The organism is Hallella mizrahii, from assembly GCF_009695775.1.
GTDB lineage: Bacteria > Bacteroidota > Bacteroidia > Bacteroidales > Bacteroidaceae > Prevotella > Prevotella mizrahii.
Genome location: NZ_VUNG01000013.1, coordinates 1 through 22,651, shown reverse-complemented (window position 1 = coordinate 22,651; position 22,651 = coordinate 1). Strand labels below are relative to the sequence as shown.

Annotated in this window: 21 protein-coding genes; 9 read left to right on the top strand and 12 right to left on the bottom strand. The window is 49.5% G+C overall.

Going from position 1 to position 22,651, the window contains the following annotated elements; translation table 11 throughout:
- Positions 1-83: 83 nt before the first annotated feature.
- Positions 84-1,604 (bottom strand): glycoside hydrolase family 28 protein, encoded by a 1,521-nt coding sequence (locus tag FYJ73_RS06695; RefSeq protein WP_154533943.1) that lies wholly within the window; start codon positions 1,602-1,604, stop codon positions 84-86.
- 40 nt (positions 1,605-1,644) lie between these two features.
- Positions 1,645-3,300, bottom strand: coding sequence for an alpha/beta hydrolase-fold protein (locus FYJ73_RS06690; RefSeq protein ID WP_154533942.1), 1,656 nt, complete (start codon positions 3,298-3,300; stop codon positions 1,645-1,647).
- A 209-nt stretch (positions 3,301-3,509) separates the two neighbouring features.
- Between FYJ73_RS06690 and FYJ73_RS06685 the strand changes: the two genes are divergently transcribed.
- Both FYJ73_RS06685 and FYJ73_RS06680 read left to right on the top strand, forming a co-directional pair.
- Positions 3,510-4,583: an Rpn family recombination-promoting nuclease/putative transposase gene (locus tag FYJ73_RS06685; protein WP_154533941.1), complete on the top strand. Its 1,074-nt coding sequence runs from the start codon at positions 3,510-3,512 to the stop codon at positions 4,581-4,583.
- Positions 4,580-5,362, top strand: a complete 783-nt coding sequence (locus FYJ73_RS06680; RefSeq protein WP_154533940.1) for a TIGR02757 family protein — start codon at positions 4,580-4,582, stop codon at positions 5,360-5,362. The genes FYJ73_RS06685 and FYJ73_RS06680 overlap by 4 nt, the downstream gene beginning before the upstream one ends.
- 49 nt (positions 5,363-5,411) lie before the next feature.
- On the opposite strand, the gene FYJ73_RS06675 is transcribed toward FYJ73_RS06680, so the two are convergent.
- Complete coding sequence (locus tag FYJ73_RS06675) at positions 5,412-6,470, bottom strand: tetratricopeptide repeat protein (RefSeq protein ID WP_154533939.1); 1,059 nt, start codon at positions 6,468-6,470, stop codon at positions 5,412-5,414.
- A gap of 395 nt (positions 6,471-6,865) precedes the next feature.
- On the opposite strand from FYJ73_RS06675, the gene FYJ73_RS06670 reads away from it, so the two are divergent.
- Genes FYJ73_RS06670 through FYJ73_RS06660 form a run of 3 tightly spaced genes read left to right on the top strand, consistent with a single transcriptional unit; the run spans position 6,866 to position 8,659 of the window.
- A complete protein-coding gene (locus FYJ73_RS06670) occupies positions 6,866-7,195 on the top strand; it encodes a hypothetical protein (protein ID WP_154533938.1) in 330 nt (109 codons plus the stop codon).
- 11 nt (positions 7,196-7,206) lie between these two features.
- Complete coding sequence (locus FYJ73_RS06665) at positions 7,207-8,118, top strand: hydrogen peroxide-inducible genes activator (RefSeq protein WP_154533937.1); 912 nt, start codon at positions 7,207-7,209, stop codon at positions 8,116-8,118.
- 52 nt (positions 8,119-8,170) lie between these two features.
- Positions 8,171-8,659 (top strand): 3'-5' exonuclease, encoded by a 489-nt coding sequence (locus FYJ73_RS06660; protein WP_154533936.1) that lies wholly within the window; start codon positions 8,171-8,173, stop codon positions 8,657-8,659.
- 250 nt (positions 8,660-8,909) lie between these two features.
- Here FYJ73_RS06660 and FYJ73_RS06655 read toward each other — a convergent pair whose 3' ends face one another.
- The 3 genes from FYJ73_RS06655 to FYJ73_RS06645 are packed head-to-tail and all read right to left on the bottom strand — an operon-like array spanning position 8,910 to position 11,548.
- A complete protein-coding gene (locus FYJ73_RS06655; RefSeq protein ID WP_154533935.1) occupies positions 8,910-9,170 on the bottom strand; it encodes a hypothetical protein in 261 nt (86 codons plus the stop codon).
- Complete coding sequence (locus FYJ73_RS06650; protein ID WP_154533934.1) at positions 9,161-10,261, bottom strand: cation diffusion facilitator family transporter; 1,101 nt, start codon at positions 10,259-10,261, stop codon at positions 9,161-9,163. Before FYJ73_RS06650 ends, FYJ73_RS06655 begins: the two co-directional genes overlap by 10 nt.
- A gap of 27 nt (positions 10,262-10,288) precedes the next feature.
- Entirely contained in the window at positions 10,289-11,548 is a 1,260-nt protein-coding gene (locus tag FYJ73_RS06645) for an Nramp family divalent metal transporter (RefSeq protein ID WP_154533933.1), read from the bottom strand.
- A gap of 385 nt (positions 11,549-11,933) precedes the next feature.
- Here FYJ73_RS06645 and FYJ73_RS06640 point away from each other — a divergent pair, with 385 nt between their 5' ends.
- The 4 genes from FYJ73_RS06640 (at position 11,934) to FYJ73_RS06625 (ending at position 15,750) form a co-directional block, all read left to right on the top strand.
- Positions 11,934-12,143 (top strand): hypothetical protein, encoded by a 210-nt coding sequence (locus FYJ73_RS06640; protein ID WP_154533932.1) that lies wholly within the window; start codon positions 11,934-11,936, stop codon positions 12,141-12,143.
- A 1-nt stretch (position 12,144) separates the two neighbouring features.
- Positions 12,145-12,978, top strand: a complete 834-nt coding sequence (locus tag FYJ73_RS06635) for a LytR/AlgR family response regulator transcription factor (protein WP_154533931.1) — start codon at positions 12,145-12,147, stop codon at positions 12,976-12,978.
- A gap of 230 nt (positions 12,979-13,208) precedes the next feature.
- Positions 13,209-15,269, top strand: coding sequence for a TonB-dependent receptor (locus FYJ73_RS06630; RefSeq protein ID WP_154533930.1), 2,061 nt, complete (start codon positions 13,209-13,211; stop codon positions 15,267-15,269).
- On the top strand, positions 15,250-15,750 hold the full coding sequence (locus tag FYJ73_RS06625) for a hypothetical protein (protein ID WP_154533929.1): 501 nt from the start codon (positions 15,250-15,252) through the stop codon (positions 15,748-15,750). Before FYJ73_RS06630 ends, FYJ73_RS06625 begins: the two co-directional genes overlap by 20 nt.
- Before the next feature lie 50 nt (positions 15,751-15,800).
- On the opposite strand, the gene FYJ73_RS06620 is transcribed toward FYJ73_RS06625, so the two are convergent.
- From FYJ73_RS06620 to FYJ73_RS06595, 6 genes are all read right to left on the bottom strand, one after another.
- Positions 15,801-16,460 carry an NAD(P)-dependent oxidoreductase gene (locus tag FYJ73_RS06620; RefSeq protein ID WP_154533928.1) on the bottom strand — a complete coding sequence of 220 codons (660 nt, stop codon included), beginning with the start codon at positions 16,458-16,460 and terminating at the stop codon, positions 15,801-15,803.
- Positions 16,461-16,897: 437 nt separating this feature from the next.
- A complete protein-coding gene (locus FYJ73_RS06615) occupies positions 16,898-18,181 on the bottom strand; it encodes a YhjD/YihY/BrkB family envelope integrity protein (protein WP_154533927.1) in 1,284 nt (427 codons plus the stop codon).
- A 36-nt stretch (positions 18,182-18,217) separates the two neighbouring features.
- On the bottom strand, positions 18,218-18,694 hold the full coding sequence (locus FYJ73_RS06610) for a GAF domain-containing protein (protein WP_154533926.1): 477 nt from the start codon (positions 18,692-18,694) through the stop codon (positions 18,218-18,220).
- Between the two features lie 920 nt (positions 18,695-19,614).
- Positions 19,615-20,448 carry a hypothetical protein gene (locus FYJ73_RS06605; protein WP_154533925.1) on the bottom strand — a complete coding sequence of 278 codons (834 nt, stop codon included), beginning with the start codon at positions 20,446-20,448 and terminating at the stop codon, positions 19,615-19,617.
- Between the two features lie 166 nt (positions 20,449-20,614).
- Complete coding sequence (locus FYJ73_RS06600; RefSeq protein ID WP_154533924.1) at positions 20,615-21,586, bottom strand: hypothetical protein; 972 nt, start codon at positions 21,584-21,586, stop codon at positions 20,615-20,617.
- Between the two features lie 40 nt (positions 21,587-21,626).
- On the bottom strand, positions 21,627-22,517 hold the full coding sequence (locus tag FYJ73_RS06595) for a tetratricopeptide repeat protein (protein ID WP_336509585.1): 891 nt from the start codon (positions 22,515-22,517) through the stop codon (positions 21,627-21,629).
- Positions 22,518-22,651: the final 134 nt, after the last annotated feature.

Here is a 22,651-nt window from a genome sequence, read left to right as displayed (position 1 = left end):
AAGCGAAAAGCTTTCACACAGTTCACAACAGGCAACCGCTTACAAGGCAGTTGCCTGTTGTTTCGTTTTATAGGCGAGAGACTTTATCTCACCAACACTTTATGATGATTGACGATGTAGACGCCACGCGACAGCGATTGCTGCGAGCGCAGTGTGCCCAAGAGCGTATAGGCATAGTCATGGCTCATGGGTTTTGAGACTTTCACGCCGTTTATGGCAGTTGTTTCCGATCCGTCGTAGGTGCCGGTGATATTTGCCTCATAGCGTTTTGCTATATACTTTGTGGAGTCGGTAAGATTCTTGATGCTGCATCCGCCGGTGAACGTCACATCGCAATAGGCCAGAAACATGCCTTTCTTGGCATCTACATGTACGTCGTCGAGCGTCACGCGGTGCACGAGACTTTCGGGTAGTCCGTAAATATACACGGGAAAAGCCGCTTTGCCGCTTTTCTTATAGGGCGTGGCTGTAGCTGTGACGTGCTGAATGAGAATATCGTGAAAGGCTGGCGTGGTGGCGACAGAATCGGCCGTTGGTGCCAGAGAAGGCTCAGGCTTGGTGCTCTTGTCGTACCAGCATTCTATGTAGATGGGATTCATCACGTTTTGCATGGTGCAGTTGCGCATCGTAATATTGTATACCTGTCCGCTTCTTCCCCGTTGGCTCTTCAGTCTGAAGCCGCTGTCAGTGCCACGGAAGCTGATGCCTTCCCACAGCACGTCATGTACGCGTTCAGTGAAGCTGCCGATGGAAGCACCATGCCCAGTGCCAAACTTGCAATTCCACACATGCACGTACTGTCCGTCGGAGTCAACCACCACATTATCGTCACCGTTACTGATGTCGCAGTTGTAGACATTCACATAGGGTGCCCAAATGGGTATGCCGTCGGTATTGTGGGATTTCTGTCCGGTGGAAGCTGTCGACGACGGCTCGCGTATCACCACGTCGTGCACCGTGCCATGGCTGCCCTTGCCACTTTGTCCAATAGTGACATTCACTCCCGGCGCATTCTCAAAGCGCATGTTGCGCACCAGGAAACGGCTTCCACTGGAAAAGCGGACGAGGGCGGGGCGGTCAAACTTCTTCTGTTCCACAGCTTTCCACCACGCGGCACCCTGTCCATCGACGATGCTTGACGACGTGCTCTCGCCTTCGATGATGATGTCAGAGGCATTCTTGCGGTTGGTCAAGAAAGTCTTCGCCTTGTAATTGCCATTGTCGCTGGGATAAGTTCCAAAAGGCAACAACCGCAATGTAGCACCGGCTGCCAAATGCAGCACGGTATGCGCTTTGACTTGCAGCGGGCCGCACAGCCATGTGCCTGCCGGCACCACCACCATCCCGCCTTCCTCTGGAACGGCATCAAGGGCTCGCTGAATGGCAACTGTATTGTCAGCCGACGTGATGGAAGCTCCATAGTCCTCGATGTTTAGAGTATTGGCCTCCGTGATGGCGACAATAGAAGGCAACTCTACAGCGCGCCATCCTTGGGGCGTATTTTGCGACGCTTTCTCTTTGCTCACGTCGCTGTCGGCGTTTGCAGTCATAGGCACAGCCATGAGCCCTGCTGCCAAGCTGCATAACAAAGTCGTGTGATTCATGATTTGTTTCTTTGTCTAAAATCGTATTTTATAGGTTCGCTTACATCTTTTTATTGCGCTCCACCGTCCATCCCTTCCTTTGGGCGAGTCCGCAGTTTTTGCCAATAAACATCTTTGCGGCTTGCCGGTCACCCTTGAGTTGCCAGTCGAGCCAGGCCACAGCGGGAATGCGGAACTCTCCTCCATGAGGCTGACGATAGGTGCCGCCATGACCTACCGGATAGTTGACAGCCACGGCAGGCACGTGAGATATGCGATGGAAATCATCCATGCCATTGTTGTAGGCGATGTCTTCCTTTCCGCCAAGGATGTAGATGATCGGCCCATGCACCTTGCGCAGCTGCTCTTTGTGCGGCATCGGCATATTAGGCATAGCGATGGACGGGTCAATGAAGAGTCCGCTGTTGCAAATCATATAAGTCTTGATGCGTGGGTCGCCACAGTTGTAGAGTGTCTGCAAACCACCGCACGACATACCCGACGCACAGATGGCCCGTGTGTCAATCTTACCATAGAAGACACTATTGGAGTCAGAAGCCTGCTTCACCGCCCAGTCGATAGACTCTATCTGCTGCTGTGGCGACGACATGGGACCCTGATAAGGCGTGTCGCCATTAGGGAAATATCCGGTAGCAATGACCAGATAGCCATGAGAGGCAATCTCATTGAGAAAGCGATAGTGCTCCCAAGGTGAGTCCGTGCAAGCTCCATTGCCCCACACCACCACAGGCAGTGGATGGCGGGCATCAAAGGTGCTCAGATCCTGCGGACAGAAAACTGTATGAGCTTTGAATCCGTCGACCGACAGCATCACGGACGGATACGTTCCCAATCCGCCCTGCTCCACCACCTGCAGACGATTGGCATGGAAGGCACGCAACGAGAACTGCTTGAGCGCGTTGACAAGACAGGGAGCCCAGTAGTCCCAGTTATGCGCCCCACTGCGCACCCGCATCTGATAGCCGATGCCTTGTTTGCGGAGTGCCTTGACGAAGTCCATGTTGCCCTCAAGTGTGAAGTCATGGTCACCACAGTCGACAAACCAACTTACTTGTTTCCATCTGTTCACTTGGTCGGCACCGGCCCGGCTCACCTCCAAAATAGGATTGTTGCGCTCCACCACCTGTTGCCGCCACTCGCCCTGCGGATCGTTCTTGAGGAAGTCGAGAGGCTGACGGCGCAAATAGCCAGACATGTCGTAAACCATCGAGAACAATTCGGGATGGTGAATGCCGTAGACCACAGCACCACCGCCTCCCATGGAGAAGCCACCCACGAAACGATAGCGGCGGTCAGCGATGACAGGATAGGTACGCTCAATATAGGGCAAAAACTCGGTGAAGAAGAAATCCTCGTAACGCCACTGAGGATCGTTGAACCATATCATGTTCTTTTTGTTAGCCTCAGGACAAACGACGATCATCGGTGCCACCTCGCCACGACGAATCAGACTGTCCATCACCTCTTTCAGATGGCCATGGTCCTGCCACTCGGTGTTGGAGCACCCGCCACCGTGGAGCAGATAGGCAATGGGGAACTTCCGTCCTTCTGTCATGCTGTCGGGCAGATAAATAGTGTAGTCCACCTGCGGCATGCCACCCAGCAAAGCACTGGGAGCCGTGCGGTGAAGCAACGTCCCGGCCATCGAGGTCAGCGGAGCCAAAAGAAGCACTAAACAGTAAATCAGTTTTCTCATAATTTGTTGTATGATTAGTTATTAGTTAAATGATTGTATCTTTCGTCGCTACAAAGATAATATAATATGCTGACACGTGCAAGTCTCTACCCACAGTTTCTTTCGCCTATATAAAGTAAAAGCCACTGAATTCCACGCTTTCTCTTGGATTTCTCAAATATTTTTGCGATATTTGCAGATAGAATCAAAGAACTCAAATTCGCGACACTATGAAGGTATTAAGATATTTGGATCCACGAGCCGACCTGACTTTTAAGAAGATCTTTGGTGAGCATCCTGACTTGACTACCAGTTTTCTTAATGCACTGCTTCCCTTCAAAGACGGGGAGCAGATAGAGACTGTGGAGTTTCTTCCTGCCGAACTGGTGCCCAACACACCTCTGAAAAAGAACACTATCGTCGACGTGCGCTGCAGGGACACACATGGACGACAGTTTCTCGTGGAGATGCAGATGTACTGGACCGACACGTTTATGCAACGCGTACTTTTCAACGCCTCTAAAGCTTATGTGCGCCAGCTCGATAAGGCCTGCCACTACAGCTATCTCCAACCAGTGTACTCGCTGAGCTTGGTCAACGACATCTTTGAACCAAAGATGAAGGAGTTCTACCACCTCTACGACATCGTCAACATTGAGCATACCGACAAAGTCATCGACGGACTACATTTCGTCTTTGTGGAGCTGCCCAAGTTCAAGCCCCAGAGTGTACTCGACAAAAAGATGATGGTGCTATGGCTCCGTTTCCTCACAGAGATGCACGACGATGTGCGCGAAATTCCTGACGAGTTCATCGAGAATCCTGAGATCCATAAGGCTGTCACCCTATTGGAAGAATCGTCCTATACTGAGGCTCAGCTCTATGGTTACGAAGAGTTCTGGGATGCCGTCATGGTTGAGCGCACCATCAAGGATGATGCCCTTAAGTACGGAACCCAGCAAGGTATGAAAGAAGGATTGGAAAAGGGTATGAAGAAAGGCATGGAGATGGGCATGGAGAAAGGTATCGAGAAAGGCTTGCAGCAAGGCATCGAGAAAGGTATGCAGCAAGGTATCGAGAAAGGTATGCAGCAAGGCATCGAGAAAGGTATGCAGCAAGGTATCGAGAAAGGTATGCAGCAAGGCATCGAGAAAGGCTTGCAGCAAGGCATCGAGAAAGGTATCGAAAAAGGCCGCACGGCTTTGATGCTTGAGATGGCCCAAAAGCTGAAGGCCCTTAACTATCCCATTGCCGACATAGCCAAAACCACAGGTCTGACCATCGATCAGATAGAAAAGCTATGAACAAAGCACTACGTCAGCTCATGGCCTCTCTTGCCGATCGCTACGAGACCGCATCATTTATCAAGGACGATCCTTCTTGGTTCATGCACCAGGTGAGTGATCCACTCGACCAGGAGATGACAGCTTTCCTGGCCATGTGTCTCAGCTATGGCTCGCGCCAACAATTTTTGCCAAAGATTGAGCAGTTGATGAACATGGCTCAGTGGCATCCTTACAATTGGATAGCCAGCGGAACTTTTGACCATGCACTCACTCCTTCACCTCAATGCTTCTATCGTCTCTATACCTTTGCCGACATCCATGCACTGCTCACAGCCTTGCACGATCTCCTCCGCAGCTACGGCACATTAGGGCACTTTGCACAAAATGCCGCAGGAAAAGCTGATAAAAAGGCAGAGGACACAACCGACGTAGAAGCCGTTCTCTCTGCCTTTGCCACTTACTTCCGTCAACGAGGCATCAAGGGCCTTGTGCCCATGCCCTACACATCTGTCTGCAAACGCCCTTGTATGTTTCTTCGTTGGATGGTGCGCAGCGGATCGCCCGTAGACTTAGGGCTATGGAGCGACTTCATCGATAAGCGTCATCTGTTTATCCCACTCGACACCCATGTAATGCAAACGGCCAACAAGCTGCACCTCGACATCGGAAAAACAAACGGATGGAGAGCTGTCGTCGCTCTTACCCGACTGATGCGCGAGGTCTTTCCCGATGACCCTGCGCGTGCCGACTATGCACTCTATGGCTATGACATCGACACAAGTACAGAAAACAAGTGAAACGATCTTCGTAAGTATCAATTAAAGAAGAATCGTTTCAGATCGACTCTTACCTTCCTATTCTCTTTTTGGCATCCGCCATCATCTTCCTCAGTTCTTTGTTGGGACTCTCCACGTCTGCTGCCCTTTGCAGGAAACGCTGATAAGCGGCTTTAGCCTCTTGTCTCTTGCCAAGAACCTCTGAACAGATACCTATATAATAAGGTGTACTGATAGAGTTCGGATCATAGCCTTCTGCCAGAACGAAATCATCGAGTGCCCGACGATAGTCCTGCCCGGCATATTCACCTTCCGCTAAACCGCGATAACAGGAAAACATCACCGCACTGTCGGGTCGCAGCAATTCCAAAGCACGATGGAAGCAGTCCATCGACGCTTTGTAATCGCCCAAGGCACCAAGCACCACTCCTTGATGATAGAGCGGAGCAGCAACCGAGGAGTCTGACATGGCGATGGCCACGTCCAAAGCCTTCCGTGCCTCTGCCGGATGCTCCAGTCGCTCATAGCTCACGCCAAGGTTGAGCATGTTCTTATAAGTGGAGTCGCCCTGTTGCAACAACAGCAGATAGCTGTCCTTGGCCAATACCCACTGCCGTTGGGCCATATACACGTCGGCCATGATATCATTGACTGCCATGCAGGTCTCGTCTTTCAGCCAAAATCTGTTACAGACAATTTCTGCCTTGTCTTTCAACCCCGAAAGCAAATATTCCTTAGCGAGCTTCGCCACAGCCTCTCCATCCATCGGCCACCGCTTGACAAGAGCCTCGCCCCACCCTATTGTCTGCTGGTTGAGTCCAAGCGCCCTGCAGCAGTCAAACAGATGGTGCATGGTATCATGGTCGAGCGAATCAGCGGGCAGTTCATTGACAATATCGAGGCACTTGGCATAGTTGCTCTGACGATAATAGGCGTTGGCGATCTTCATGCGCAAGGCAGCACTGCCGTCACTGGGCAAAGCTTTGAGGTAAAACTCCAGGGCATGTTTCAGATCATAGTCCACCATGCAGGAGTCACCCCGCCGGATGTTGTCGTTGGACTGATTGTTGGCACTCACCGTCAGGACCATCGCCATGACCAGTAGTAAAAGGGTAGTAAGTCTCTTCATCTCTCTAAATAATTAAATTTTTAGTACGTTGCTGCAAAGATAATGTTTTTATGGCATACACGAAAGTCTTCCAAGTAAAAAAACTGCATTTGTTTAATTATCTGACAAAAAAGTGGCCACGAGAAGGCGTTCTTTTCGAGCGAGCACGTCTTTGCCCGTGATTTTTCGATTCTCGTCAACATTCTTAACTTGTTAACTACTAACGACTTGAATAAACATTACATTTATTCGTCTTACAAAAAAAGCCTTTCTGACGAAAAATTCTCTAGAGAATTTTCCATCATCACGCCTTTTTCACACGGTCATCTCGGTTGTTTTATAGTGAGAAAAGGCCAAGATGACACTACAATCACGCTTTTTTCACATTTCGCCACCCCTTTTTGCTCTTTACAAACATGCTTTCCCCTCAAAAAGCTTCTCTGCTTCTCTCTAGAAGCAAAGGAAATCGTGACAGTCTTTTGTTGTGTATCTTTACCCATTCAAAAGAAGTTTTCCGTCCTCTTTATGCCTTCTATCATACAGCTGGGCATACCCGAGGATGTCAGCACACAGCAGACTTTATTAAAACAGACAATCAGGCCTCTCTCTCCTATCGGCAGGCGTCTCCAGCAAAAAGAGTAGTCGATAAATACCAGGAATCCTTGTTCATCTCAGATATTTTTGCGATATTTGCAAGAGATATTCATGCAGGCCCTACTACACAAATAGGGGGAACAAAAGATTAAAAACAAGAGACATGACCCTACAGCAACTGGAATATATCTTAGCCCTCAACCGCTTAGGCAACTTCGCCAAAGCTGCTGACTATTGCGATGTCACGCAGCCTACGCTCAGCTCCATGATTCAGAAACTGGAAAATGAGTTGGGCATCAAGATCTTCGACCGTCGACGACAGCCCATCATCACCACCAAGGCTGGACAGGCTGTCATCCGACAGGCTAAGGAGGTGCTCTATCAGTCCAGACGCCTCAAAGAGATCGTCGAGGAAGAGAAGGATACTTATCTCGGGACATTCACCATCGGCGTGCTTCCGACCATTGCTCCCTATCTTATCCCCCATTTCTTCCCACAGTTGATGAGGGAGCATCCAGAAATGGATCTGCGCATCGTCGAGTTGAAAACCAAGGACATGAAACAGGCCTTGCTCAATGGTGACATTGACGCCGGGATACTGGCTAAGATCGAAGGACTGGAGATGTTCAACAGCACACATCTCTACACCGAGAAGTACTTTGCCTATATCTCTGAAGGCGATCCCTTGTTTGCCAAGGAGCGTATCAAGACAACCGATCTAAACGGGGAGTTTCTGTGGTTGCTCGACGAGGGACACTGCTTCCGCGACCAGCTCGTAAAGTTCTGTCATCTGAAATCTGCTGCCGTCAGCAAGAAAGCCTATACTTTGGGAAGTATCGAGACATTTATGAGAATCGTGGAGAATGGCAAAGGCGTGACCTTCATACCGGAGATGGCCATCTCGCAGTTGGAAGACGCTCAAAAGCGACTGGTACGTCCCTTTGCCCTGCCGGAACCACGACGCGAGATCGTCATGATCACCGCCGACAACTTCATCCGCCATAAGATGCTCGACATGATCGTGAAGCGCATCCAAGACTGTGCCAAACCATTGCTCTGCCCTAACAACAAATAGACGGCAGGGGGGAAACGATTCCCTTGCTTTTTCTCTACACAAATCAACAGCCATGAAAGACTTTGCAGCCATCGACTTCGAGACCGCCAACTTCGAGCGTACCAGCGTCTGCGCCGTGGGCGTGGTGATCGTGAAAAACGGCGAGATGGTCGACTCGTTCTACTCGCTCATCCACCCCGAGCCCGACTACTACAACTGGCGTTGCTCCAGCGTCAACGGACTCTGCCGGGAAGACACCGAAGACGCACCCATCTTCCCCGACGTATGGAAGCAGATAGAGCCCAAGATAGCAGGTCTGCCCCTCGTAGCCCACAACAAGGCTTTTGACGAAAACTGCCTGAAAGCAGTCTTCCGAATGTATGGCATGGACTATCCCGACTATCCTTTCTACTGCACGCTCATCGCCTCGCGACGTGTGTGGCCCGGCGGACACCACAACCTCGACATCATCGCCGCACGCTGTGGCTATGATCTCAAGAACCATCACCATGCGCTCGCCGATGCCGAGGCCTGTGCTGCCATCGCCTTAGAGATCCTTTAGCCTTAAAGAGCCGTTGGCATCATGCTGCTGCCACTTCCTCCGTCTTTGCTGTTGCCCATTCTCTTAGTCGGATACACGCCTGGCCAGGCTGCAAAGGAGACTCTTTCCCCATAGAGCTAACCTTTAGGCAGGATTACATGTTATTCCTATGAAAACCATGAAATTTCCCACATTTCTCATAGGAATGCCATATGGGAAAGGACAGTCTTATAGCTCCACTGTTACCGTCGTTGGTCCTTCCGGACAACTATCAAAATGAACGGTGGCACCAATCAGACCGGATATGAATGCCACGTCGGATGATCTGATTGGAATAGGCGCTGCACGTCTCGCTGAGCAGTTCACGGATGCCTACGTCGGTGGAATGCAATCGAAAGTGGGAACTATCGGCGCGTGTAAGCATGAGCATGTTGTCGACCATACGGTTCATGTTATCCACCACACCGATATTCTCCTTAATCTTCTTCTCGTATTCCTCTTGTGTCCGCGGCTTGCGGATACTTACTTGCAATAGATATGGTCGATGACGATGTTGAATATATAGCCGGGATAAACCTTGCGGATGGCCTGAAGGAGCTGATACTGAAAGGCATTGTCATCGTGAATCGAGTCGTCGGGCACCACGTCGAAGGTGACTGTGCGCTTCTCCTCAAGATAGAAGTAGCCATGTACCTGCTCGATATGGGGGTAGCTCTTCAGGAAAACCATCACACCCTTTTGCAGTTCACTCTCCTTGCCATGGTCGCAAACAGCATAGATACCCACCGTAACGATGACATGATACTTGTCATAGAGTAGCTTGGTGATGGACCGTGTGAGGCCATGAATGCGGTTGGCCGTCATGGATTCTGGCACACTGACGTGGAGCGAACCGATGATGGCATTAGGACCGTAGTAGTTGAGGATAATGTCGTAAACACCGAGAACGCCTGCAAACTGCTTCACATCGTTCTTGATGTTGACCATCATCTCCTTCGAGATGCTCTCGCCGAGCAGCTGGCCTACAGGTGCTCCAATCATCTCTATGCCAGCCTTGATGATGACAAGCGAGATGATTGAGCCGAGAATGCCATCAAGGTTGACCCCTGTAAAAAGCATGATACCGGCGGAGACAAGCGTGGAGAGCGTCACTACGGCATCGAAAGTGGCATCAGCACCGCTGGCCTCTAAGGCGTTGCTCTGTAACTGGCGGCCCTGCTTCTTCACATACCAACCCAAGACGAGTTTAACCACGATGGCCACAATTATAATTGTAAGCGTGACAGCGGTGTAGGAAGGATTGGTGGGATCGAAAATCTTCTTTACACTCTCCACCAAAGAGAGAATACCCGTGGAAAGGACGATAACCGAGATAATGATGGCACTGAAATATTCCACACGACCGTAACCAAAAGGATGGACGCGGTCGGCGGGTTTCTCTGAGAGTTTTGTGCCGACAATGGTAATGACAGACGAGAGTGCATCGCTGAGGTTGTTGACCGCATCCATGATGATAGCCACCGACCCAGCTATCCACCCTGCCACGGCTTTAAAGGCGGCAAGGAAGAGGTTGGCGGCAATGCCCACCAAACTTGTACGAATGATTTGTTGGTTTCTACTCATATATTTATAATATATTGCTCATGTACCTCACGCCAAAGATGAGACGAGAAGCCAGATATTTAGAACAGTAACGATACCTGCCAGGCTATAGAGGAAAGCCGTGTTCCACGGCTTGTTGACGTATTTGCCCATGACACGCTTCGATGAGGTGAGACTCACTTGCAAGAACACGGTGAACGGCAGTTGCAGGCTCAGCACCATCTGCGAGATGATCAGTCCCTGGAAAGGATTGCCAATAAAGAAAATGATCAGTAAGGCTATGCCCAACGAAAGCACCACGCCTACTACCGAGTGAGGGTCTTTGACATTGTACGACTCACTGAAGAGCCCCGAAAAGATACTACCGGCTGCCATGCCACTGGTGATGGTACTGGAGATGCCGGCTAAGAGCAGTGCCAGTGCAAAGATGTTGGAAGCGTTGCTGCCCAAGAGCGGTGCCAGCATGGCGTTGGCCTGCGCCAAATCATCGACATGTTCACCATGGGTGTAGAACGTCGAGGCAGCCAAGAGGATCATGGCAGAGTTGATGGCCCAGCCGACGAGCATGGAGAAGAGCGTGTCGGCAAACTCATATTTGAGCATGTGGCGGATACGCTCATCGCCCTTGAGGTTGATCTCGCGGCTCTGTATCACCTCGGAATGGAGAAAAAGATTGTGGGGCATGACCACGGCACCGAGAACGCTCATCACGATGAGCAGGGAGCCTTGCGGCACCGAGGGCACCACTGCGGCACGTGCCGCCTCGCCCCAGTCGACATGCACTAAAAAGAGTTCATAGATAAACGACAATCCGATAATGGATACAAAACCGATGACCGCACGCTCTATTTTCTTATAAGAGTTGGTAAACAGCAGGATGAGCACAGCAATGGTCACCAATAGCGCGCCTACCGGAATGGAGATGCCGAAAAGCATCTGCAAGGCGATGGCTCCACCAAGGATCTCGGCCAACGACGTGGAAATACTCGCCAAGACTGCACTCACCACGATGGGGCGACCCACCCACCGGGGCGTGTACTTCACGGCCGCCTCACTCAGACAGAGTCCGGTGACAATGCCTAAGTGGGCCACATTGTGCTGCAAGGCGATGAGCATGATCGTTGACAGCGTCACCACCCACAACAGCGCATAACCGTACTCTGAACCAGCGGCAAAGTTACTGGCCCAGTTGCCCGGGTCAATGAAACCTACGGTAACAAGGAGTCCCGGACCAATATACTTGAAAATATCGAAGGCACCCAACACATGGGGGTGCCGCTTGTTTCTCAGTTCCTGTAATATGTTCATAACAGATCGTTGTTTTTGCGAGTATCAATAAACTCATGCAAATATACAATAGTTTTTCCTAAAAACGTCCTAGTGAGGCAAGAAAATAAGGGGGGGAGGAGAAACGCCCCCTCCCCCTTGCGGTTGACAAGAAACTTGGTGAAATCATCTTGATGCAGCTGTTTGCACGCCAAACCAAACACTTCTCATTGTACATCTTCTCCAAGATTGGAGGCTGCTGCTTTTCTACACCGAAGCCCTCAAAACTTTCCTTTCTCTTGAACTGTGGGAAGACTGCGCCGAACTTCAAGTTAAAGTCGAAAATCTTCGGTGAATAGTCGCAGGAAAAAGAGAATCCACATAAAAATCAAGAGAAGAGTCGCCTTATCAAAAGAAAACACTATCTTTGCAAAAAGGAAGACTATGGACAAGCGGACATGAACATCCGACACATCCATTTTTCGCTCCGCGACTTGGCTATCTTCGCCGTCACTGGTCTACGACGAGCGTGCTGAGCTATGCCTATTTCGACATCATCGGCGGACCGTTGCCCTTCGATGACAGTTATCATCTGAAAAGCTTTCTGTTCGACAGGAAGGTAAAGACCAAGAAGTAACATGAACAGGTTGATAAGTTTCTTCTCAAGACCATTGCCTCAGAACGACAATGGCAACTGGCTACAGGCAGGACTGATTGCCGGTGCCATCGTATTTTTCCTTCTTTTCTTTCTCAGACCCTTTGGCCTGGGTCAGTTTGAAGGAAACATCTTTTTCGTGGCACTCTGCTTCTCCTTGTTGGCTGTAGCCGTCACGTGGTGCTATGGTGCGTGTGTATTCAGACCTTGGGTGCGGCGTGTTAAGACGTGGCGGGTGTGGCATGAGTGCGTGGCCATTCTGCTATTGCTCTGCTGTATCAGCATGAGTAATAGTGTTGTCAATACGCTGTTGTTCCACAATTCGCTCTCGCCCCAACTCGTCCTGGCTTATCTCTATGTCACCCTGCTCTTCGGCATTCCCATCACGCTCACCATCGTGGCCTTGGAATATCAGCGGCGGTTGCGCACACGTCTGGCTGAACTGCTGCCTAAGGACACCGATGCGCAAGCCGGAGAGACAGTGACCTTTCACGACACGTCGGTGCGTGGCAACGACCTCACACTCCCCCTGTCCGACTTTCTCTACGCCGAAGCACAGAAAAACTGCGTTGACATCTACTTCCTACAAGAAGGTCATATCGAGCACCAACAATTGCGCACCACGCTGACCTCTGTCCTTGCCGATGCCAACGAGAAGAGCATCTTTCAATGCCACCGCTCGTTCATCATCAACCTCAACAACATTCTCTCCGCCCATGGCAACTCCAACGGCTACCAACTCACCGTGGGCGACGAGCACCATACAGTGCCCGTATCGAGAAGTTACGTAAAGACCTTGCGCTCGTTTGTCGGTTAAAAGACCACACTCATTGTTCTGCTCCGTTCTGTTCGGCGAGTTACAACTCGCCGCCCTCGCTGCCTGTCTCACCCCCCCCCTCGCGCTTCCGCTCAAAGCCAGGGCTTTTCTGCTTAGTCATTCGTCCCAAATCCTTGCATTTCGTCCAGACACATAGACGTATAGCCCCGTAGTTAGCTGTCTGTCCCACAAATTTGCAGCGTTGCGTTTCATGCGCTAACTTTGCCGGCATGAAACGCAACATGCTCATACTCCTTCTACTGCTGTCGTGCCATTGCCTCGGCTATGCACAGCAACTGGTATCGGGTACGGTGACCGATGGCCGCCATCCGATAGCCGGCGCCAACGTCTTTGTCAAAGGTACGACGGACGGCTGCCTCACCGACTCGCTCGGACACTTCTCCTTTTCAACGTTGAAAGCCGACAGCGCACAGCTGATGGTCACCTGCATAGGATATGACAACACGGAACGGGATTGGCAAAAAGGCCAAGGGCCGCTCGACATCCGGCTATATGAGCGCACAACCACCATCGATGAAGTCGTCGTCACCGGCAGCACCTTCCAGTTCGGGCAGGCTAATGGCTTGAAACAGCTGGGAGCCCTCGATGTGGTGCTCGACGGTGGCAGTTGCGGTGACATCGTGGCAGCACTGCAGAGTCTGCCGGGCACACAGAAGGTTGGCGAGGATGGGAAACTCTATGTCAGAGGCGGCAGCAGCGAGGAGTGCCAAACCTATATCAACGGCATGCACGTGTTGCAACCCTACTCCACTACAGCCCCCAACAGTCCGTCGCGCGGACGTTTCTCTCCTTTTCTTTTCAAGGGCATCGCCTTTTCCCTCGGAGGCTACGACGCGGAATATGGGCAAGCGCTGTCGTCGGTGCTGCCCATGGAGACTACCGACGCATCGGTCTCGGACAAATTGGGCGTGAGCGCCTCGCTGATCGACTGGAACATTGGAGGAACAAAGACAACAAGACAAGGCTGCTGGTCGATGAATGCCACCTATATGGACTTGGGATTGTACAGCCGCCTGTTCCCCGACCGTTGGACTTGGCACAAGCCCTACCGACAACTCTCATTCGAAACACAATGGAAGACGCAGCCCACTCCGTCGAGTGTATGGAAGAGCTATCTCGGCTTTGACCGCACGACGCTGAGCCTCAACACTGACGGGCGGACGCTCAGCCTTGAGGAAAACAACCTCTATCTCAACAGTGTGGCGAAAGGCTCTGCCAAGGGACACATCACTTGGTTCGCGGGGCTCGCCGGTGGCATGGTATGGCAAGACATCAGTGACGCACTGCTCCATGGCGACCGCTATTGTCACCGCACGGGCGAGCTCCACGTCAAGACAAAAGCCTCGAAGACGCTTTCTACATGGATGAAAGGTACCATTGGCATGGAGAGTTTCTTCCGCTATCAGTGGCTCGACTATCGCCTCCATGACCGTCTGCACAGTTCCAAAAGCTATCTGTTGCCGGCACTCTTCGCCATGACGCAATATAAGCTCTTCAAAGGTTGCTTTGCCGAAGCCTCGCTGCGCGCGGAATATTCCAGCCTCTCCCGCCATTGCACGCTGCTGCCCCGCCTGCTGCTCAACTACAATCCTGCGCGCCACTGGCTGCTCTCGCTCTCTGCCGGAAGCTACACCCAAGAGCCCGCCGATACCATCTTGGCGCGTAGCCTTGCACCATCCCGATCCTCACTGGCCCATCACTACATCGCCGGACTGCAATACAGTCATGGCAACACGCTCGTACGCATAGAGTCTTATTACAAGCGATACTCCCGTCTGCCGCTCCTCCATCAAGGCCGCTACACTGCCGACGGTTATGGCGCAAGCCGGGGCTTTGACCTTTTCATCGACGACCGGTCGCTGATGCCCAACCTCACCACGATGCTCAGCTACAGCTACAACGACTCACACCGACGCTACCTCAACGACCTCACCGAGCAGCAGCCACCCTACGTCTCGCGTCACAACCTGCGTCTCGCGCTGAAATATGGCATTGGCATTTTCAGCCTCGGACTCACCGAGTCGTTTGCCTCGGGACGGAAGAGCGAGAGGCGCACCACACCTTATTATAATAGTCTCGATGCCAGCGTCACCTGCCTTGCGAGCAAGCGCGTCATCGTCTACGCTTCGCTGAGCAATCTGCTCGGACGCAAGAACATCTATGGCTACCGTGGCGGCAAGCCCATCACCAACGGCTCCGACCGCTTTCTGTATATCGGAATTTTTGTTTCACTAAAAAGTAATAAAGCTTATGACATCGCAAATTTCTAAGGTACTAGCTTCCACCGTCAGCCGTCGCATGACAATCCTCGTCCTCCTCGTTGTGTCTCTCCTCAGTCTCCACGCTCAGCAGAGTCAGCCCACGATGGAGCAGCAACTCGCCTCGCTGCAACGCTTGGAAGCCATGCAGCCCGACAGCATCCTACCGAAATACCAGCAGGCTATGCTCTTGCTCGGTACAGTCTGTGAGCAACCTCAAAACAGCAAGGCACAGCAGTATATCGACGAGGCACAGCGCATGATCCAACGCATCGAGACTCTGCAGCCCACCAAAGCTGCCGACCGCTCTGACCTCGCCACGCTCCACGGCTTCTACTACACAGCCATCATCGTGACCAACCCACAACAAAACGGACCGCGCTACTACCGTCAAGCCCTCGACAGCTTCGACGAGGCGCTGAAGCTCAACCCAAAGAACGCGTTGGCCCAGATGCTTTTAGAAAGGTTCAAGGAAGGGATGGGCAGGAACTAAAACCAGTCAGACCACCCCTGCAAATGATTACTGCTTTTGCAAAACGCAAGTTAGTAGCCGATGGTGAAGCGCTCCTTGTGGTGGGCAGGCTTCTCCAACTCGTCGACCATGGCTATGGCATAGTCCTGTACGGAGATATGGCTCGTGCCTGTGGCAGAGTCCACGATGAGGTCGTCCTTGCCCAAACGGAACTTGCCCGTACGCTTGCCTTTGTCAGCATCTTCGAAAGCACCGGCGGGAGAGAAGAACACCCAGTCGAGGTCGTGTTCCTTGGTGAGGTAGTTGAGATAGAAGTTGCCCAAAGAGCGGACCGCATCAATGATCGCGTCGGGGATAACACCTGTATCCACTACACGCACACCAGGCTTGACAAACAGTGTGCCGGCACCGCCGACAATGAGCAGACGCTTTACGCCACTCTTCTTCACGGCCTCCACAATCTTGGGATAATTCTCATCATTGATCTTGCCCATCTGTGGATTGTTCCATCCAGGGTTATAGGCCGAGATGACGGCATCCTTGCCTTTTGCGATGTTGGCGATAGCGTCCACGTTGGCCACATCCTCCTCCACGGCTGTGAGGTTGTCGTTCTTGGGCAGCTTGGCGGCATTGCGCACCACTGCCGTCACCTTATGACCACGAGAGAGCAGCTCGTTGAGAACTGCTGAACCTACGAATCCTGTCGCACCGATTAAAACTACATTTGCCATAATCTGTTTTCCTTTCTTTTGCTTATTGTGAATATTATGTTTCTTACCGTAAGGGATTCTCCAACTCATTTGTCTGGGTCTTGATCCCCGTTTGCGAGTGCAAAGATAGGCATTAATCCAATATCCTGCAAGAGGTTACTTTCCAGTCTTATGGTTACCGTTTGGTAGGAATTGCAAGAACACTAATGCGCTGCAAATCAACTTTAACACGCATTAACCAATTCTTTTTTGTTAGTAACTATTCAGTGGATTCTTTTCGGCCAGCATTCCCTGAATAGTTTATGAACAGCAGTAAATAATAAAATTTCTGAGTCTGACTATATTATATATTATATGTGTATGACATGCTACCAAGCAAGAATTAAAATCACATATAGAAAGTCATTTATTTAAGACCGGGTATTACGCGATAGCGCACTTAAACGGTGGAGCGCTATCTACCTATCTATATGGATCTTTAAAGTCTTTATCTTCTCACGGATCTTCGCATCGGTGACCCGACGGCCATCATCACCCAAACGAGAGTTCATCAGTCGGGCAACGACTACATCGGGTTGGATATCCTGCGTGTTTTGACTTAGTGTATAGATCTTGTCATGACGGTGATGTGACGGTGAAGCATAGACGATGCCGCAGGCTTCCATCCGGGCGAGACGTTGCAAGAGCACGGGACGGGAGAATTGGGTTCGCTGTTGTAGCTGAGTAAAGCGGAGAGGACTATAGCCCTTCTGCTGGCGATCGATGAGCAGGTCAAGGATGATGAGGCACTGAGCGATGATCTCGTTCATCGTGTACTCTGTGGTTTTATCAACGTTGCCGATTGCCAGATCCTGATTGGCATGCGTGAGTTCCGCGCATCCGATGATGATGTACCAAGATATCTGCAACCACAACAAGAGAAGAGGGATGGCGGCCAGACTGCCATAGATGATGCTGTAGCTCGAGACCAGAACCTGCAAATGGATATAGGCCATCTGGAGCAGCATGATGCAGAAGCTGGCTAAAAGTGACGGCCACAAAGCATGCCTGACGGGCACGGGCGTATGGGGGATGCAGGTATAAAGACACAAGAAAAACAGCCACATCAGCAACACGGGGACGATGATGCCTGTAGCCCAGTGCATGACAGGAGTGACGAAACGGATGACAGGCAGATAGTCGAGGAGTAAGTAGCTGTAGATAGTGAAAAAACTGCAGAGGATGATGACAATCGGTGCACAGAAGATAATTGCAATATAATAGATCAACCGTTTCTGCAATGGCCGGTCTTCCTTGACGCCCCAGATGTCGTTGAATACGCTCTCGATATCCATGAAGAGACTGATCACGCTCCAAAGCATGACGGCAATGCCGGCGATGACAAAGACCCGTGTATGAACATATTGGATATAGGACTCCGAAAGACTCACGATGGCATCGTATACTTGCGGTTGAGCCGAGAAGACATACTTACACCAAGAGAGAATATAGCCCTCAAATCCCAGTCCCTTGCCGATGGCGAAAATGATGGCAAAGGCAGGAATAAGGGACATGAAGGTATTGAAAGTGAGTTGGGCAGCGAAGCCCCAGTGACGGTTGATAAAAAGATTTTGGTAGAGCAGATAACCACGCTGGAGCAGATACCCTCCGAAGTCTTCCCGCCAAGGCAGACTGTAGCTGGTCTCCATCTTGTCCTTGAGCTTACGGATGATGTTGCGAATGTCCATATTCAACTTCTTCATACAGGTTTAGTGACTATAGCAAGAGTAGGAAAGCTCTCAATATCCTGCGGCAAAAAGCGGTGCCACGATTTGGGCTATCGTCTCCAAGCCGCGTTTGTCTTCCTCGTCGAAGGCATCAAAGTCTTCGCTGTCCACATCGATAACGGCAACGACCTCTCCACCATGGAAGACCGGCACGACTATCTCGGAATTGGAGCGTGAGGAGCAGGCAATATGACCGGGGAACTGATGCACGTCGGGAACGACAAGTGTCTGCGCCTTTTCCCAAGCAGTGCCACAGACGCCCTTACCCTTCTCGATGCTGTAGCAGGCGACCGGACCTTGGAAGGGTCCCAACTGCAGGCTCCCTTCTTTGACCACATAGAAGCCGACCCAAAAGAAAGATGGAAGCTCTTCTTTCAGCAGAGCTATCACATTGCCCAAGGCCCCTACTACGTTGTCTACACCATCGACCAGACTCTTTGCCTGTGCCGTCAGTTGCTGATAAACTTTATCTTTGTCTATTGCTGTCATACATAAGATTCTATCTCAGGCAAAGTTACAACTTTTCTTTGGCATACCCGAATCTTCTCTGCCCTTTTCTATCGCAAAGCCGAAAGAACCAGTCCTTCGTATATAAAACCAACAGCCATACCTACCCCCTTGCTGGTCTGGCTTCTGCTGCCATGGAAAGGTCATCAAGACCGGCTTACGGCAGACAGTCCCGTTTAGGAGCTTCGGCGCTGGTATCGTCCGATAATCCTGGTCCCATGAGATCATAGGACCTGCTGAAAATAGCTTTGATCTTTTCGAGAATGGCCGCTTTCTTCTTCTACCCCGCTTCCTTCTAAAACGGATTGATAGGTGGCATGATAGATGCGGAGGTTAAGCAGTTCTCCATGGAAGTCACGCCGTCGATATATCCTTCGGCGAGATTCTGCTTACCTGGCGTGCGGCCTGGACCATTTGGTCTATCGTCCGGTCGCCAATCTTGAGAACGCGATGGGCGAAATGGTACGTTATATCATAGATGCATTCCGCTTTCTTGAAAGCAATCAGAGAATGGTAGTCACCGCGTTGGTTAAGGACTTGCCAGCAGCAAACTTACATAAAATTAGACCTATAGGTCAAAAAGGCGGCTCTTTGCAGGGTCGGCTTCAACGATATTGTCTACAAAAATAAGCATTTGCTTTTGATTTGATACTATAGTGTACAGATAACTTCTTATCTATTGGGGTGTTTTAGAATTTCTATGTAGCTGTTAAGACTTCTATGTGGTCTGTAAGTGGTCTGAGGGGAAATAATATCATTATTATGTATGCCAGAACCACCGCTTGTTCATCTCCTTCATAAACTCCTCAGTGACGGGATAGCCGGAGGCACTTAAGTTGAACTTCACGAAAGATCTTACGCAAGCATGAATAAGGCAGACCGTACACGATCTGCCTTAAATCTTATTTCTTGTCTTCAAGAAGATGATATATTTTTGTGGCTGTATCAGCAAACCAATGAGGATCTTTCTCCTTTTCGTTTCTCAGGATCCAATAGTAGAGTGAGTTGTTCTTGGAGCCTATGGAATTTTCAAAAGGAAGAGAACTGTCCTTTACTTTATCGGCAATCAAATGAGCATCTTGCTCATTGTCAGTATAAAAATAGACTCTACTAACGCCTTTTCTGTCAAACGACATGCCGAATTTTGCCTGGGAAAGGATCTTTCCAAAGTCAGCATAGTTCCGGTTTGTAGGAGTAAACTTCTCATTCAAAGGCTTAGGAAGGAGAGATTCTACATCCTTCCAGAAGCTGAGTTTCTTGCAGTCCGTTGTATTTAGCCCGTCTCCACCTTCTTCCAATTTGAACTCATAGAGTCCCTTATCACCAATCTTATAGCAATTGACGCTAATGGCAAAGAAATGCAGGTCGCTATTGGTATCTTCATTTAGCTTTCTGATGGCAGCTAAATGCTCATCATTAAACTCCTCACATATCCAAATGAGTATTTTAGCGCCAATGTTCGACATGTAAGTGATACTCTTGCCCAAATGATCGTGATCAGATTTGCCAAACTGATTCTCGATTACCACTTGGACACCCGACAAAGCATCCTTTGCAACGATGTCTGCTTCATATTTTCCTACCCGTTGTTCAAGTCTCTCTGGTCGGAGAATCGTATTGGTTAATTCGCTGATCACTGACAAATGACTTGCCAGCCATGGGGAGAAATCTTTCTCCTCCATGCGCCACAATTGAGTAATGCTACACTGTAGCTCCTTCAGATTCTCTAATTCCATTCTATCCTTATTTTTAATTGCCTCAGAACGGAAATTAAGACTCCGTTCTGAGGGTTATAATTCTTAATTTCAAATTATATAAGATGACATTCCATCTGATTAGTACGAAACTTTTTCTTCGTTTTGACAGCCTGCGTTGCCCATCAAATGGTTATTATGCAAGTTATTATTCTATAGCATCAACCAATGTCTTGTAGAGTGTCTCCTGATAGTCAGAATCGCTCCAGTTGTCTGGCTCATTCAGCGTTACGTTGCCTTGATCATCTATAGTAAAATACTTAGGAAAATCCTTGTAACTCTTTAAGGCGGGATCCGCCTTGCAATAAATTGCGACTAACTTTTTCAATACAACCTTCAAGGAAGGATTCAAGACGGTTCCTTCATAATGGTTTTGGTAACTTTCATAAAGAAGAGGCCAAATTGCCATAACGAAGCATGCCATCTTGTTTTTCTTGCTTAAAGCAGAGACGAATTTCCAAATTGTGTTTTCCTTACAAGGAATATCGCTTCCCATTTGTTCTGCGACCATATTATTCAGAATCTCACCGCAGTTATAGGCGACCAAACATTCTTTAACCATAGCAGAAGAATAATTGTTCGGGAAATTGCCATTCTTTATCTCTTGGTCCAACTCATTTTGGCTTGCAGGAATTTGCTCTTCTGAAGCCATGCTGTTCAAGTCTTCAAATTCATCCTTTGGAAAAGCGCATTTGGTTAAGATGATCATAACCGAACCACCCTCTTTTTCTAGGCCTACCTGTTCCACGATCTTGTCGCCCTTAACCAAGTAGTAGCTTGCTTCTTCTGCCGGGTTTTTGGTGTAACCTTGTTTTGTCAATTCGTTTAGATCCCGTTGGGCCGTTGAAACAAGTTCTGCTTTCGGATTGGAAAAAACGAGCACGACAGCCGACTGAGTATGGTTGATAAAGAACTCAGCTTTTTTAGCTTCTTCTGAGTTATAGACATCTTTAATCCCAGATTTGTCAAGGGTTAATACTTGAGCCTCCTGTGAGTATTGTTCACGATACTGTGCGAATAACTTATCCGCGGGTGTTTGTTGAATGTTCTGAGCCATTAATGGCAGAACTTGCAGCATAGCCATGATGGCTATTAGCAGACTAATAATTTTCTTTTTCATCTTCATATTATAAATTGAGTTTAACAATATTAAAATAAACTTACCACTTAATCGCTGATACACGTCCCCTTTGACAATAAATCCAACGAGGTGCCTTTATATTACCTGCAGCAATATATATGGCTAATCTTGTCGTTGGCAGATAGAGTTTATAACCTTGCACTAATCTGGAGAAGCCATAAGCATTGAATGCTATACCATCACCATCAACAAAGACAAAGTCTCTGATGACGCCCTCAGGCATTCCGACATAAGGACGGCCATTTAGCATAGCATTTGCTGCTTTCGCTCCATATTTACGTACAATCGTATTATAATATTGATTCTGAGCGCGATCAATCGCAGGCGCCCTTCTCGCAGCTTCTACGTTTCTTAGTCCTTCTTTAGCACTACCATTGCCTTTGTCTGCAAGAGGTTGGTACAATCCAATTGCTTTGTCAAGATTTTTCTTTACTCCTCTTCCGTATAGATAGCATTCTGCCAGTGCCAGTTGGGCATCTTCGTTTCCTTTATCAATAGCCTGTCTGAATAGTTTCACAGCCTCTTGATAATTCTTTGCAACGCCATTTCCTTCATAATAGCATTGCCCCAACTCGTATAGAGCAGCGTCATAGCCTTGTGCAGCAGCTTTCCTATACCATTTCACGGCCTCTGGGTAATTGGTATCTACACCTTTGCCATTGTAATAGCAATAGGCCAAACTATATTGCGCATAATCATTGCCTTGCTCAGCCGCTTTCTTATACCACGTAACAGCTTGCTTCAACTTTTCGATACTTTGAAAGACACCATCCTGACCATAGTAATAATCACCAAGCTCGGTCTGAGCATTTACAAGTCCTTGGTCTGCGGCTTTGCGATACCAATAAAGTGCCAAATTGTTATTTTGGTCTATTCCTACACCATTATAATAGCATTTTCCCAAATGCAGTTGGCCATCTGTAATCGGTATCTTTGCACCAACAAATTTCAGAAATTAGCAATGTAGCAGATTTCGGAAAAATGAATGTAGCAGATTTCGGAAATTAGCAATGTAGCATTTCCGGCAAATAAGGATGCAACATT

Coding starts and splice junctions, on each gene's coding strand:
- FYJ73_RS06695 (WP_154533943.1), bottom strand. CDS start 1,604: ATGAATCACACGACTTTGTTATGCAGCTTGGCAGCAGGGCTCATGGCT.
- FYJ73_RS06690 (WP_154533942.1), bottom strand. CDS start 3,300: ATGAGAAAACTGATTTACTGTTTAGTGCTTCTTTTGGCTCCGCTGACC.
- FYJ73_RS06685 (WP_154533941.1), top strand. CDS start 3,510: ATGAAGGTATTAAGATATTTGGATCCACGAGCCGACCTGACTTTTAAG.
- FYJ73_RS06680 (WP_154533940.1), top strand. CDS start 4,580: ATGAACAAAGCACTACGTCAGCTCATGGCCTCTCTTGCCGATCGCTAC.
- FYJ73_RS06675 (WP_154533939.1), bottom strand. CDS start 6,470: ATGAAGAGACTTACTACCCTTTTACTACTGGTCATGGCGATGGTCCTG.
- FYJ73_RS06670 (WP_154533938.1), top strand. CDS start 6,866: ATGCTTTCCCCTCAAAAAGCTTCTCTGCTTCTCTCTAGAAGCAAAGGA.
- FYJ73_RS06665 (WP_154533937.1), top strand. CDS start 7,207: ATGACCCTACAGCAACTGGAATATATCTTAGCCCTCAACCGCTTAGGC.
- FYJ73_RS06660 (WP_154533936.1), top strand. CDS start 8,171: ATGAAAGACTTTGCAGCCATCGACTTCGAGACCGCCAACTTCGAGCGT.
- FYJ73_RS06650 (WP_154533934.1), bottom strand. CDS start 10,261: ATGAGTAGAAACCAACAAATCATTCGTACAAGTTTGGTGGGCATTGCC.
- FYJ73_RS06645 (WP_154533933.1), bottom strand. CDS start 11,548: ATGAACATATTACAGGAACTGAGAAACAAGCGGCACCCCCATGTGTTG.
- FYJ73_RS06635 (WP_154533931.1), top strand. CDS start 12,145: ATGAACAGGTTGATAAGTTTCTTCTCAAGACCATTGCCTCAGAACGAC.
- FYJ73_RS06630 (WP_154533930.1), top strand. CDS start 13,209: ATGAAACGCAACATGCTCATACTCCTTCTACTGCTGTCGTGCCATTGC.
- FYJ73_RS06625 (WP_154533929.1), top strand. CDS start 15,250: ATGACATCGCAAATTTCTAAGGTACTAGCTTCCACCGTCAGCCGTCGC.
- FYJ73_RS06620 (WP_154533928.1), bottom strand. CDS start 16,460: ATGGCAAATGTAGTTTTAATCGGTGCGACAGGATTCGTAGGTTCAGCA.
- FYJ73_RS06615 (WP_154533927.1), bottom strand. CDS start 18,181: ATGAAGAAGTTGAATATGGACATTCGCAACATCATCCGTAAGCTCAAG.
- FYJ73_RS06610 (WP_154533926.1), bottom strand. CDS start 18,694: ATGACAGCAATAGACAAAGATAAAGTTTATCAGCAACTGACGGCACAG.
- FYJ73_RS06605 (WP_154533925.1), bottom strand. CDS start 20,448: ATGGAATTAGAGAATCTGAAGGAGCTACAGTGTAGCATTACTCAATTG.
- FYJ73_RS06600 (WP_154533924.1), bottom strand. CDS start 21,586: ATGAAAAAGAAAATTATTAGTCTGCTAATAGCCATCATGGCTATGCTG.